Source organism: Embleya sp. NPDC050154 (genome assembly GCF_044460165.1).
Classification (GTDB): Bacteria; Actinomycetota; Actinomycetes; order Streptomycetales; family Streptomycetaceae; genus Embleya.
The window spans coordinates 695,612-708,247 of sequence record NZ_JBITJP010000002.1; the positions used below are offsets into that span (position 1 = coordinate 695,612).

Genomic DNA, 12,636 nt, shown 5'->3' on the forward strand with positions numbered 1-12,636 from the left:
GCCCAACCGGCGCGCGCACGACAGGGCCCGCCGTCCCCCGAGGGGCGGCGGGCCTGTCGATGTTCCGCTCGGGTGCGCTCAGCGGCGGTTGGCCGCCTTGCGGGCCTCCACGGCGAGCCGGCGCTCCTCGAAGCGCACCACCTGGGAGTCCAGGCCGCCGAGGAACAGCGCGAGCTCCTCGCGGGCCTTCTCGCCCTCCGGGCCCAGGTCCGTGCGCTCCATGATCTTGAGGTGGCGCAGCACCGGCAGGATCACGTCGTTCTGGTGGATCGGCAGGTTGTACACGCCACCCACCGCGAGCTTGGCCGCCGCGCGCTCGAAGCCGCTGATCCCGTGCCCGGGCATCCGGAAGTCGGTGACCATCTCGGTGACCGCGCGCATCGCCTGGTCCGGGGCGATCTCGAAGGCGGCCTTGAGCAGGTTGCGGTAGAAGACCATGTGCAGGTTCTCGTCCGTGGCCACCTTCGCGAGCAGTTGCTCGGCGATCGGGTCGCCGCAGGTGCGACCCGAGTTGCGGTGCGAGACCCGGGTGGCCAGCTCCTGGAAGGTCACGTAGGCGATCACGTGCAGCGGATTGTCCATGTGGTCGCCCTGGTAGCCGGCCTCCATGTGCTCCATTCGCGAGCGCTCCAGCGCGACCGGGTCCACCGCCCGGGCGGCCATCAGGTAGTCGCGGATCGCGATGCCGTGCCGGCCCTCCTCCGCCGTCCAGCGGTGCACCCAGGTGCCCCACGCGCCGTCGCGGCCGAACATCGCCGCGATCTCGTAGTGGTAGCTGGGCAGGTTGTCCTCGGTCAGCAGGTTCAGCGTGAGAGCTATCCGGCCGACGTCGGTGAGCCCGGACTCCTGCGGAGTCCACGCCTCGCCGCCGAGCACGCCGTCGAAGTCGCGACCGGCGCTCCACGGCACGTACTCGTGCGGGAACCACTCCTTGGCCACCGCGAGGTGGCGGTCCAGCTCGACGGCGACGACCTGCTCCAACTCACGGAGCAGGTGCTCACCGGTCGGGGCGGGGGCGAGAAGGTTCATCGGCTCTCCAGGGCATAGGCAGACAACGTCGTACAGCGGCAGACACGGAGGACGACGCTGTGCATCGCCCGCACGACGCGTCCCTACGATTCCGTAACTTACGACAGCGTAGGTTGGTTCCACCCCAAGACGGAAATGTGATCCACGACTCTCGCACGTACGTACGATCGCTTTCGGCCCCGGCGACCGCCCGCACCGGGGCGGTCGCCGCCCGGAATCAGCCCGCCGGGAAGCCGATCCGCATCATCAGACCGCCCTCTTCCCGGGGCTCGACCTCGATCCAGCCGCCGTGCGCCCGCACGATCGAGCGCACGATGGACAGCCCGAGCCCGACGCCCTTGTCGCTGGCGGTCCGCTCGGTGCGCAGCCGCCGGAACGGCTCGAACATGTTGTCCACCTCGTAGCCGGGCACCACCGGCCCGGTGTTGACCACGGTGAGCACCGCGACCCCCGCGGTGGTCTCGGTCGAGATGTCCACCGTGCCCCCGGGCCGGTTGTAGCGCACCGCGTTCTGGATCAGGTTCATCGCGACCCGCTCCAGCAGCACCCCGTTGCCCTGCAGCACGGCGGGGCCCAGCTCGTCGTCGAGCGTCACCTTGCGCTCGGCCGCCTCCGCGCCGGTCTGGTCCACCGCGCGGCGGGCCACCTCGGCCAGGTCGACCGGCTTGCGCTCGGTCAGCTCGTTGTCGCTGCGGGCCAGCAGCAGCAGGCCCTCGATCAGGCCCTCGCTGCGCTCGTTGGTGGCCAGCAACGTCTTGCCGAGCTGCTTGAGCTCGACGGACGCCTCCGGATCGCCGAGCGCGACCTCCAGCAGGGTGCGGTTGATCGCCAGCGGGGTGCGCAGTTCGTGCGACGCGTTGGCGACGAACTTGCGCTGCGACTCCAGCGAGCGATCCAGCCGGTCGAGCATGTCGTCGAAGGTGTCGGCGAGTTCCTTGAACTCGTCGTCCGGACCGTCGAGGTCGATCCGCCGGTGCAGATTGGATCCGGCCACCTCGCGGGCGATCGAGGTGATCCGCTCGAGCGGGCGCAGCACCCGGCCGGCCATCACGTAGCCGAACCCGAAGGCGATCACCGACAGCAGCAGCAGGGCCAGCAGCGACTGCTGGAGCAGCGAGTTCAGCGCGGCGTCGCGCTGGTGGATCTGCTGGATGGTCTGCCACTGCTCGAACTGGTCGGGCGTCATCGGCACGCCGTTGATGGTCATCAACGTGTTCGGCGCCAGGCTCAGATTCAGCCGGCCCTCGGTCAGGCTCTGCCGCACCAGCAGGTAGACGGTGCCCAGCAGGAGCACCCCGGCGATCAGGAACATCCCGCCGTACAGCGCGGTCAGCCGCATCTTGATGGTGGAGCGCAGCAGCGCGGGCAACTGCGAGGGGGCCATCCGCGACAACCGCGACATCTCCGCCGCGTCGTCGGCGTCGCGGCCCAGGATCAGCCGGCGTCCGCCGGTGGCCGGACGCTGGGGGTCGCGACCCGGCTCGCGCACGGGTTCGCGGTTGGGCCTGGGCGGCGCGCCCGGTGGCGCGCTGGGGCGCGGCGGCTGGGGCGGTCGGCCCGGACGGGGCGGTGGGCCGGTCTTCGCCGCCGGGTTCGGCTTCGCCGCCGGGTTCGGCTTCGCGGGCGCGGTCGAGGCGCCCGCGGCCGGCTCCGCGGATCCGGCTGCGGTACTTCCGGCTTCCGCCGGGACGGCCCGAGAGCTGTCGTTCATGGCGGTCCTCAAATGCGGTATCCGGCGCCGGGCACCGTCAGGATGACGGGCGGCTCGCCGAGCTTGCGGCGCAATGTCATGACGGTGACGCGGACGACATTGGTGAACGGATCGGTGTTCTCGTCCCATGCCTTCTCGAGCAGTTGCTCGGCCGAGACCACGGCGCCATCGGCGCGCATCAGCACGTCCAGCACCGCGAACTCCTTGGGCGACAGGTGCACCGGGACACCCTCGCGCAACACCTCGCGCCGGTTCGGGTCGAGCCGGATGCCGGCCCGCTCCAGCACCGGCGGCAGCGGGGAGACGGCCCGCCGGCCGAGTGCGCGCACCCGGGCGATCAGCTCGCTGAACGCGAAGGGCTTGGGCAGATAGTCGTCCGCTCCCAACTCCAGGCCCTCGACCCGATCGCTGACGTCGCCGGCGGCGGTCAGCATGAGCACCCGCATCGGAATGCCCGTCTCCACCACCGCCCGGCACACGTCGTCGCCGTGCACGATCGGCAGGTCCCGGTCGAGCACCACCACGTCGTAGTCGTTGACGGCGATCCGTTCCAGCGCCGCCTCCCCGTCGTACACCACGTCGACGGCCATGGCCTCTCGGCGCAACCCGGTCGCGACCGCGTCCGCCAGGAGCTGCTCGTCCTCGACTACGAGAACCCGCACCGGCTGTGCCTCCTGCTCGATGAGTGGATGGATCCGTTGTCCATCTTCCCCCGCGCCCCGGTAAAGCCTCGGTAAGCCGGCCGGCCGACCGGGGCGGGCGGGATCGGCCCGGCGAGCGCGTCGCGCCGCGGACGTTACGGGACCCCCCGAAGGAGGGAAGGATTCCGGTACGCCCCGGAAAGTCCGATCCCGGGCCGGCGGGCCGGAAATCGCCCCTGGTCACACCCTTAGGTCGAGCCCCGTCAAAGGCCCGGATCCATGGTTTCCCCGGCATTGCACGGGGGGAGGACAACCGAAACCGGCGACGACGAGTGACATTGGGGCGGCCTTATGGACGAATTCACGGCCGGCGTACTGCGGCGCATACGTGAGACCGAACAGGCTCTGAAGCAGGCCTGTGACACCGGCGACGACTTCCTCGTCGAGGTGGAGCAATCCGAGTTGGACGACCTCCTGCGGATGGCGTCCGAGCACGGCGTGCGGGTGCTTCCCGAAAGCGCCTAGGCACTCCGCTCGGGCGAGAGCACCCGAGCCACGCATGGACACACGGTTCTTGATCTCCCCCGGCGAGGTCCCCAGTGGACGCCGGGGGTTCGGCTGTCGGGCCGAATTCGCGAAGGCCCGGATCCGGTGCGGGGGCACCGGGTCCGGGCCTTGCGCATGCTCGGGTCTACGCGTGCAGGGCGGCCAGCGCGGCCTCGAGTTCGGCACGCAGTCCGGCGGGCGCGGCCAGGCACAGGCTCGACCCGTCGGGCTCGGGCCACAGGTCCTCGATCACCTCGGCGCCGGCCTCGCGGGCGATCAGCGCGCCCGCGGCCACGTCCCACGGATTCAGGCCACGCTCGTAGTAGGCGTCGACCCGACCGGCGGCCACCGAGCACAGGTCGATCGCGGCCGAGCCGGCCCTGCGCAGGTCGCGCACGCGCGGCAGCAGCGCGCCGATCACGGCGGCCTGCCGGGTGCGCCGCTCGGCGGTGTAGCCGAACCCGGTCGCCACCAGCGCCCGGGCCGACTCGACCGAGGCGCGGCAGTGGATCGGCTTGCCGTTGCGGTAGGCGCCGCCGTCGCGCACGGCGTGGAAGGTCTCCCCCACCACCGGCACCTCGACCACGCCCAGCAGGGTGCCCTCGGCGGTCTCGGCGGCGATCGACACACACCACCCGGGCAGGTCGTACAGGTAGTTCACGGTGCCGTCGATCGGGTCGATCACCCAGCGCACGCCGCTGCTGCCCGCGGTCGCGTCGCCCTCCTCGCCGAGGAAGCCGTCGTGTGGTCGGTGCGCGCGGATGCGTTCGATGATCAGCTTCTCCGCGGCCGTGTCCATCTCGGTGACCACGTCGGTGGGGCTGCTCTTGGTCGCCGCGACGCCGAGGTCGGCGGGACGCTCGTGCAACAGGAAGCCGCCGGTGTGCCGGGCCGCGTCGCGAGCGATGGCCAGGAGTTCCGCGGTGTCGATCGTCATGGACCCATCCTGCCGGCGGAGCCGTGCAGGGCCTCGCCGCGCGGCGACCGCGCGGCCGCCTCCGGGTCGGCGCGCAGCGCCCGGGGGTCCGGGCAACAGCCCACCGGGCACACGTCGTGCGCGGCGCCGAGCACACCGAGCGCGCACCGCGCGGGCGCCTCGCCGCGTACCGTCGCGGCGCGCTCCAGGAGCAGGTCGCGCACCGCGCCGGCGAACCTGGGGTCGGCGCCGGTGGTCGCCGCTCGGGCCACCGGCAGCCCGAGCCGCGCGGCGGTCGCGGCGGCCTCGACGTCGAGGTCGTAGACCACCTCCATGTGGTCGGAGAGGAATCCGATCGGCACCAGCACCACGGCCGGTGCCGTGCCGTCCTCGGCCGACGCCACGAGGTGGTCGTTGACGTCCGGCTCCAGCCACGGCACCTGCGGCGGGCCGCTGCGGCTGGAGTACACCAGGTCCCAGTCGTGCTCGCGCCCGAGCGCGCGCGCGACGCCCTCGGCGACCAGGCGCGCGGTCTCCCGGTGCTGCTCGACGTATCCGCCGCCGGCCGGGCCGGCGGTGCGCGCGGTGACGGTGGGGATCGAGTGGGTGACCATCACCAGTCGGGCGCCGGCCCGCACCGCCTCGGGCAGTTCGGCCAGCGCGGCCAGCACGTGGTCCACCAGCGGCTCGACGAAACCGGGGTGGTCGAAGAAGTGCCGCAGCTTGTCGAACACCGGTGCCCGGTCGCCGACCTCGGCCCGGGCCTCGAGCAGGTTCTCGTGGTACTGCCCGCAGCCCGAGTAGGAGGCGTAGGCGCTGGTCACCAGGACCGCGGCACGGCGGATCCCGTCGTCGGCCATCCGCCGCACGGTGTCCGCGAGATACGGGCGCCAGTTGCGGTTGCCCCAGTAGACCGGCAGCCGCAGTCCCTGTGCGGCGAAGTCGGTCTCGATCGCCGCGATCAGGGCGCGGTTGTGCGCGTTGATCGGGCTGGCACCGCCGAAGTGGGCGTAGTGGCCGGCGGCCTCCTCGAGGCGTTCCCGGGGCACCCCTCGGCCCGCGGTCACGTTCTCCAGGAACGGGAGCACCTCGTCGGGGGCGTCCGGCCCGCCGAAGGAGAGCACCAGGAGCGCGTCGTACGGACTGGGGTCGGGGGCCTGTGTCGCGTGCATGTCTGTGATCCTCGCATCGCGGCCCCGCCCGCCCCAACGCCCCGGCCCGCGCGCGGCGTGAGTTGCGGCCCATCGGGCCCCGGCCCCTTCCCGGTCCGATGACCGGCGAGTAATGTCCGGCTGATCCCACGGCGACCCCAGGAGGAACCCGTTGAGCAGCGCCACCCCCGCCGTCTCCAAGACGCCGCCGATCTGGCGGAACTGGACCGGAAACCAGTCCGCGCGGCCGCACTCGGTACTCACTCCGAGGTCGGCCGAGGAGATCTCGGCGGCGGTCCGCCGGGCGGCGGCACAGGGTCTGGCGGTCAAGGCCGTCGGCGCCGGGCACTCGTTCACCTCGGTCGCGGTCACCGACGGGGTGCAGATCCGCCCGGAAGGGCTGACCGAGGTGCACGCGCTCGATCGTGCGGCGGGCACCATCACGGTCGGGTCCGGGATGCGGCTGAGCGACTTCAACGCGCTGCTCGCCGGCTACGGCCTCGCGCTCGCGAACATGGGCGACATCGCGGTGCAGAGCCTTGCCGGCGCCACGTCCACCGGCACGCACGGGACCGGGCGGGTGTCCGGATCGCTGGCGGCGCAGATCCGGGGCATGGAGATCGTGCTGGCGGACGGCGAGATCACCACGTGCTCGGCGACCGAGAACGCGGAGTTGTTCGCGGGTGCCCGGGTGGGTCTGGGCGCGCTGGGCGTGGTGACCGCGCTGACGTTCGCGGTGGAGCCGAGCTTCCTGTTGGAGGCGCGCGAGGAGCCGATGCGGCTGGACGCGGTGCTCGCCGACTTCGACGCGCTGTGCGCGGACAACGAGCATTTCGAGTTCTATTGGTTTCCGCACACCGACAACTGCAACGTGAAGCGCAACAACCGGATCGAGGGGCCGGCGAAACCGCTGTCGAAGGCGCGTTTCCTGCTGGACGACGAGTTGTTGTCCAACGGTGTGTTCTCGCTGGCCTGCCGGGTCGGCCGGGCCGCGCCCAGGACGGTGCCCACGATCGCGCGCCTGTCCAGCCGCGCGTTGTCGGCGCGGACCTATTCGGACACCTCGCACAAGGTGTTCACCAGCCCGCGCCGGGTGCGCTTCATCGAGATGGAGTACGCGCTGCCGCGGGCGGCGGCCACGGCCGCGCTGACCGAGGTGCGTGCCTTCGTCGAGGCGGCGGGCCTGCCGATCAGCTTCCCGGTCGAGGTGCGGGTGGCCCCGGCGGACGATCTGTGGATGTCCACGGCGTACGGGCGCGACACCGCCTATATCGCGGTGCACATGTACAAGGGCACGCCGCACGAGCGGTACTTCACCGAGGTGGAGAAGATCATGGTCGGGCACGGCGGGCGCCCGCACTGGGGCAAGATGCACACCCGCGACGCGGAGTACTTCGCGAAGCTCTACCCGAGGTTCGCCGACTTCACGGCGCTCCGGAACCGGGTGGATCCGGAGCGCCGCTTCGGCAACGACTACCTGCGTCGGGTGCTGGGCGACTGAGGCCCGCCGCACCGGCGCCGGTCCCAGGGCTAGCGCGTGCCGGCGCCCGCGTTCGACCGCGAGTCGCCGTCCGCGCCGCCCTGGGCGGTGCCGCCGGCGTCGTTGCCGGCCGCCGCCCCGCCGTTCGCGGTGCCGGCCCCGCTCGAGCCGCCCGCCGGCGGGGTCGCGGGCGGCGCCGTGCTCGGCGGCTTGGAGTCGCTCGGGTCGGACGAGGGGGTGTGGCTCGGTCGCGTGGACGGGGTGGTCGAGGGCACCGAGGTCGCCCCCGTGCCGTTCTCGCCGGTCGTGCCCTGGTCGCCGGTGGCCGGCCCGTGCGTGGGTGCGGGCGTGGCGCCGGTCGGCTGCGGGGTCGAACCGCCCGGCTGCTTCGGGGTGTCGGGTCGGGCGGGCTTGTCGTCGACGATCCGCGAGATGGTCGAGCCGCCCGCGTCGCCGTGTCCGAACAGGCTCGCGAACGAGCGGCCGATCGCGGTCTCGGTGAGCGTCACCACACCCATCGCCACCACGAACACGAGCACCGCCCCGACCAGCGAACGGGCCAGCCAGACCCGCTTGTCGCCGTCCGCGACCGGTTCGGCGTCCGTCCCGGCACCGCCGAGCAGGCGCTCCGCGCGCGTCGAGCCCGTGACCGGCGCGGTCCGCGCATGCTCCTCGAACCGGGTGTAGTCGCCGACCGGCAGCAGCATCGTCTCGTCGGCGGCCGATCCCGGGTCGGCCACACCGGTGGGTCGCTCCGGTACGGCGGCGGGGTCCGGACTCGGCCCGCCCTCGTGCGGCGGGATCAGCGTCGCCCGCACGTCGCGCAGTTGCTCGCCGGTGCGGCGGAACAGGTGCACGTAGAGCGCGCTTCCGACCGTGGCGACCACGCTCGCGAGCGCCGCGCCGATCACCGTCCCGGCGACGCCCAGCGTCGAGAGCAGGAAAGCCGAGGAGATGGCCGCCAGGGCACTGCCCACAACCTGCACCGCGTTGACATCGATCCGGCGACGTTCATTCTCGGTCCTTTCCGGCATCACTTTCCTTGCCCGTCCGAGCACGGACGGTGGTTAATCATGAAAAACAGGACTTCACCCTGGTTACGACTGAACGGCCCATCGACATCGTTCCGATCGGCCCAATCTTGTGATCGACATCACCCCGGACGGCCGAAAACGACTCGTCCGAACGGGACGCGCCGATGCGGCGCGGTGTGTCCCGGTAGAGCCCCCGAATGGAGTACTGTTCACGCCAGGTTCCGGAACGACCTGTGCGCGAAGGGGGAGGCGACCGACCGCGGAGGTCAGGGTGGGGCGCCGCCCCGGTATCTACCCGAAATGGTGTAACCAAGGCAATTCGGCCAGTCAGGTAATAAATCCGACACGCCGGACAACTCGGTCAGGTTGTGGCCACGCCGAGGCTGGGCAGGTCACACTCGTAGCGGGAGCAACGACGCAGGTGACGTCGGCAGGCACCACCCGGGAGGTCCCCATGCCCGAACTGCGTGTCGTGGCCGTCAGCAACGACGGCACACGGTTGGTGCTGAAGGCTGCCGACGGCACTGAGTACATGTTGCCCATCGACGAACGGCTCCGTGCCGCCGTCAGGGGCGACCGCGCCAGGCTCGGCCAGATCGAGATCGAGGTCGAGAGCCAGCTGCGTCCGCGTGACATCCAGGCCCGGATAAGGGCCGGTGCCACCGCGGAGGAGGTCGCACAGCTCGCCGGAATCCCGGTGGACCGGGTGCGGCGTTTTGAGGGCCCGGTCCTCGCCGAGCGCGCCTTCATGGCCGAACGCGCCCGCAAGACCCCCATCCGTCGGCAAGGCGAGAGCACCGGCCCGCTGCTCGGCGAGATCGTCACCGAACGCCTGCACCTGCGCGGCGCGGACTCCGAGTCCGTGCAGTGGGATTCGTGGCGGCGCGACGACGGTAGCTGGGAGATCCTGCTGCTCTACCGCGCCGATGGCGAGATGCGCTCCGCGAGTTGGAGCTTCGATCCGCCCCGGCGCCTGGTCACCACCAACGACGACGAGGCCCGTTCGCTGATCGGCGAGCACCCGGCGGCGTCCGAGACCCCGTTCCCGTTCCGACCGCGCCTGGCCACCATTCCGCGCGAGAGCGACGACGACGCGATCACCAGCCTGCTCGACGCCGTCCCGGGTCTGCGCGGCGAACCGCAGACCCAGTCGGCCTCGCCCGGTCCGATGCGCATCGACGTCACCGCACTGGCCGAACGCCCGCGCGTGGGCAGCATCGAGCGGGCGGAACGGGCCGAGCGCCCGGAGCGGATCGAGCGCGTCGAGCGTCCCGAGCGGATCGAGCGCGTCGAGCGGTCGGAACGCCCGGAGCGCGCCGAACCGATCGAGGAAGAGGAGACCCAGGCCCCCGCCGCGGCGGCGGGCGCGGGCAGCGCGTACGAGAACGTCCTGGTGCCGCGCGGCGTGGTCGGCCCGCACCGCGAGCGGCTGGTCGGCAGCACCGACCGACAGGCCGAGGCCGACGGCGTGCGTCCCGGCCGCCGGGCGACCGTGCCCAGTTGGGACGAGATCGTGTTCGGGAGCAGGCGCAAGCGCCGGGAATGATCGACGGCACGACAGACGGGTACGACAGGAGCCGAGGGCCCGCACGGGCCCTCGGCTCCTGTCGTGCGCTCGTCGCCGGCACCGCGGTCCGAGCGCGCTACTCGCCGGTGGCCACCGGGCGTTCCGGGTCGGTGATCCAGTCGCTCCAGGAACCGGCGTACAGCGCGGCCGGCACGCCGGCCAGCGACAGTGCGAGCACCTCGTGCGCGGCGGTCGCGCCGGAACCGCAGTACGCGGCGACCCGGGCACCGTGGACCGCGCCGCGGGCCGCGAAGTACTCCTTGAGCTCGGTGGGTTCGTGGAAGCGGCCGTCGGCGTGCGTGTACTCGGTCGCGGGCGCGCTGACCGCGCCGGGGATGTGGCCGGCCTTCGCGTCGATCGGCTCGGTCTCGCCCCGAAAGCGCTCCGCGGCACGAGCGTCCAGCAGCACCCCGCCCGCGGCCACCAGGGCCGCGGTCTCGTCCGCGTCCAGGCGTGTCATCCCGCCCGGGCGCGGGACGAACGCGCCCGGTGCGGCGGGTTCCGGCACCACGTCGGTGACCGGGTGCCGCTCCGCCGTCCAGGCCGCGAAGCCGCCGTCGAGCACGCGCACCCGGTCGTGGCCGAAGTAGCGCAGCAGCCACCACGCCCGCGCCGCGGCGACGCTTGGCCCACCGTCGTAGACGACCACGTCGGTCTCCGGGCCGATCCCCAACCGGCGCATGCTCGCGCCGAACGCGGCCGGCTCGGGCATCGGATGCCGGCCGCCGGCGCCGCCGGGGGTGTGCGGTCCGGACAACTCCGCGGCGAGATCGACGAAGTGGGCGCCGGGGATGTGGGCGACCCGGTACGCCTCGATGCCGGGCGGGCCGCCGAGTTGCCACGTGACGTCGAGCACCAGCGGCGGCGACGAACTGTCCAGGGCGGCGGCCAGGTCGGCCGCCTTGATCAGGGAACTCATACCGGCATCCTGCCTCGTGCGGCGGCCATCGACGAGCACATGTCCGACCCGGGTGGCAGCATCGATGACGGATCGTCCCGAATTGTCGGCATCTGTCGAGGAGGCATCGATGAGCGAGTGGACCTCGCGATATCCCACCGGGGTGCCCTGCTGGGTGGACCTGGGCGTCCCCGACGTCGAAGCCGGACTGGCCTTCTATCGCGGCCTGTTCGGCTGGGAGGGCGAGATCGGGCCGGCCGGGGTGGGCCACTACACCACCTGCACGCTCGGCGGCCGTCCGGTCGCCGGCCTGATGGGCCGCATGCCCGGACGACAGGGCCCGGTCGCCTGGACCACCTATCTGGCCGCGGACGACGCGGACGCGGTGCTGCGACGGGTCGGCGCGGCCGGCGGCACGGTGATCGCGCCACCGATGGACGTCATGACGTTCGGCCGCATGGCGGTCGCCGCCGACCCCACCGGCGCCGTGTTCGGCGTGTGGCAGGCGGGCGACCACAACGGCGCGGGCGTGGTCAACGAGCCCGGCGCGGTGGTGTGGAACGAGTTGTACACGCCGGACAGCGCACGGGCCAAGGAGTTCTACACGGCGGTCTTCGACTTCACCTACGAGGACATGTCCGACGCCGACTTCGACTACGCGACGTTCCACGTCGGCGGTGTCCTGCGCGGCGGCGTGGCGGGCGCGCGGAACGGCCCGCCGGCGCACTGGGCCGCGTACTTCGCGGTGCGCGACGCGGACGAGACCGTCGACCGGGTGGACAGCCTGGGCGGCAGGGTGCTGCGCGGCCCGGAGGAGTCGCCGTACGGCCGACTGGCGGCCGTGCGGGATCCGCAGGGCGCGGTGTTCAACGTGATCGCGGTGGCATCGAATCCGAATGATCCGCAATAGTCCATCCGGTCCGAATTCACCTGCGGGAGTGCCGGGTTCGACCCGCCGCTCCGGCCGAAACCACTCCGCCCTTGAATCAAACGGGTGACGTAGAGTCGAGCGTGACGGGCTCCCGTCCGGAAACGGGGTCCGGGATCGGCGGGACCCGTGCGCCTACGTACACACGGATCACGTCGCCCGCGGCCTTCCTCGGCCGGGAGACGCATCTTCTTCGTCCCGACCATCGAGGGGGTCCATTTCCATGGGCAAGCTGTTCAAGATCGTCCTGTTGCTCGCCGCCGCCGCGGGCGTCGCCACGCTCGTCGCGTCGAAGCGGCGCAACCAGGCCTGAACCGGCCCGGGTTCATCGAAGGGACGGCCTCGTCCGGAGGCCGTCCCTTCGGCATGAGCGCCCTTGGGCATGAGCGCGGCGCCCGGGCGTGACGTGAGGACACGCCCAGGTCCTGTCCGCCGGACAGGGCCTAGCCGCAATACCAGTGACTTTGGTGGGGTTCGGTCGTTGGGTGGGTTGTGCCAAGGCCTGGGCAGGTGAAGTCGTCGACGGGAGAGCGGTTCTCGGATCGGATCGCGTTGGGGGTCTTGACGCGTACGTTTCCGGCGGAGTTGATCGACGAGGTGGTCGCGGGGTGTGGCCGCGTCGAGCAGCGTCGTCGGTTGCTGCCGGCGCGGGTGGTCGTGTATTTCGTCCTGGCGATGTGTCTGTTCTCGGGGCAGGGCTACGAGGAGGTCGCGCGTCTGCTCACGCAGGGTCTG

12 protein-coding genes are annotated in these 12,636 nt (G+C 72.0%); 5 read left to right on the plus strand and 7 right to left on the minus strand.

Annotated elements, in window-relative coordinates:
• Nucleotides 1–78: 78 nt before the first annotated feature.
• The 3 genes from ACIBSV_RS06635 to ACIBSV_RS06645 all read right to left on the minus strand — a co-directional run bounded on the left by ACIBSV_RS06635 (nt 79) and on the right by ACIBSV_RS06645 (nt 3,402).
• A complete protein-coding gene (locus ACIBSV_RS06635; protein ID WP_395859873.1) occupies nt 79–1,029 on the minus strand; it encodes an acyl-ACP desaturase in 951 nt (316 codons plus the stop codon).
• 217 nt (nt 1,030–1,246) lie between these two features.
• Nucleotides 1,247–2,431 carry a sensor histidine kinase gene (locus tag ACIBSV_RS06640; RefSeq protein WP_395859939.1) on the minus strand — a complete coding sequence of 395 codons (1,185 nt, stop codon included), beginning with the start codon at nt 2,429–2,431 and terminating at the stop codon, nt 1,247–1,249.
• Between the two features lie 317 nt (nt 2,432–2,748).
• Complete coding sequence (locus tag ACIBSV_RS06645) at nt 2,749–3,402, minus strand: response regulator transcription factor (protein WP_020555846.1); 654 nt, start codon at nt 3,400–3,402, stop codon at nt 2,749–2,751.
• Between the two features lie 330 nt (nt 3,403–3,732).
• Here ACIBSV_RS06645 and ACIBSV_RS06650 point away from each other — a divergent pair, with 330 nt between their 5' ends.
• Nucleotides 3,733–3,906 carry a hypothetical protein gene (locus tag ACIBSV_RS06650; protein WP_020555845.1) on the plus strand — a complete coding sequence of 58 codons (174 nt, stop codon included), beginning with the start codon at nt 3,733–3,735 and terminating at the stop codon, nt 3,904–3,906.
• Nucleotides 3,907–4,072: 166 nt separating this feature from the next.
• On the opposite strand, the gene ACIBSV_RS06655 is transcribed toward ACIBSV_RS06650, so the two are convergent.
• On the minus strand, nt 4,073–4,864 hold the full coding sequence (locus ACIBSV_RS06655) for an inositol monophosphatase family protein (protein WP_395859875.1): 792 nt from the start codon (nt 4,862–4,864) through the stop codon (nt 4,073–4,075).
• Entirely contained in the window at nt 4,861–6,015 is a 1,155-nt protein-coding gene (locus tag ACIBSV_RS06660; RefSeq protein WP_395859877.1) for a ferrochelatase, read from the minus strand. The genes ACIBSV_RS06655 and ACIBSV_RS06660 overlap by 4 nt, the downstream gene beginning before the upstream one ends.
• A gap of 151 nt (nt 6,016–6,166) precedes the next feature.
• Between ACIBSV_RS06660 and ACIBSV_RS06665 the strand changes: the two genes are divergently transcribed.
• Nucleotides 6,167–7,495, plus strand: a complete 1,329-nt coding sequence (locus tag ACIBSV_RS06665) for a D-arabinono-1,4-lactone oxidase (protein WP_395859879.1) — start codon at nt 6,167–6,169, stop codon at nt 7,493–7,495.
• Between the two features lie 29 nt (nt 7,496–7,524).
• Here the strand turns inward: ACIBSV_RS06665 and ACIBSV_RS06670 are convergent, their stop codons facing one another.
• The gene (locus tag ACIBSV_RS06670) at nt 7,525–8,508 is read right to left on the minus strand and encodes a hypothetical protein (protein ID WP_395859881.1); all 984 of its coding nucleotides are present in this window, start codon (nt 8,506–8,508) and stop codon (nt 7,525–7,527) included.
• 421 nt (nt 8,509–8,929) lie between these two features.
• On the opposite strand from ACIBSV_RS06670, the gene sepH reads away from it, so the two are divergent.
• Entirely contained in the window at nt 8,930–10,054 is a 1,125-nt protein-coding gene (gene sepH / locus ACIBSV_RS06675) for a septation protein SepH (RefSeq protein WP_395859883.1), read from the plus strand.
• Between the two features lie 97 nt (nt 10,055–10,151).
• On the opposite strand, the gene ACIBSV_RS06680 is transcribed toward sepH, so the two are convergent.
• The gene (locus ACIBSV_RS06680; protein ID WP_395859884.1) at nt 10,152–10,994 is read right to left on the minus strand and encodes a sulfurtransferase; all 843 of its coding nucleotides are present in this window, start codon (nt 10,992–10,994) and stop codon (nt 10,152–10,154) included.
• 109 nt (nt 10,995–11,103) lie between these two features.
• On the opposite strand from ACIBSV_RS06680, the gene ACIBSV_RS06685 reads away from it, so the two are divergent.
• Both ACIBSV_RS06685 and ACIBSV_RS06690 read left to right on the plus strand, forming a co-directional pair.
• Nucleotides 11,104–11,883, plus strand: a complete 780-nt coding sequence (locus ACIBSV_RS06685; RefSeq protein ID WP_395859886.1) for a VOC family protein — start codon at nt 11,104–11,106, stop codon at nt 11,881–11,883.
• 528 nt (nt 11,884–12,411) lie between these two features.
• Nucleotides 12,412–12,636 (plus strand): transposase domain-containing protein (locus ACIBSV_RS06690; protein ID WP_395859888.1); only part of this gene is annotated, 225 nt, incomplete at its 3' end.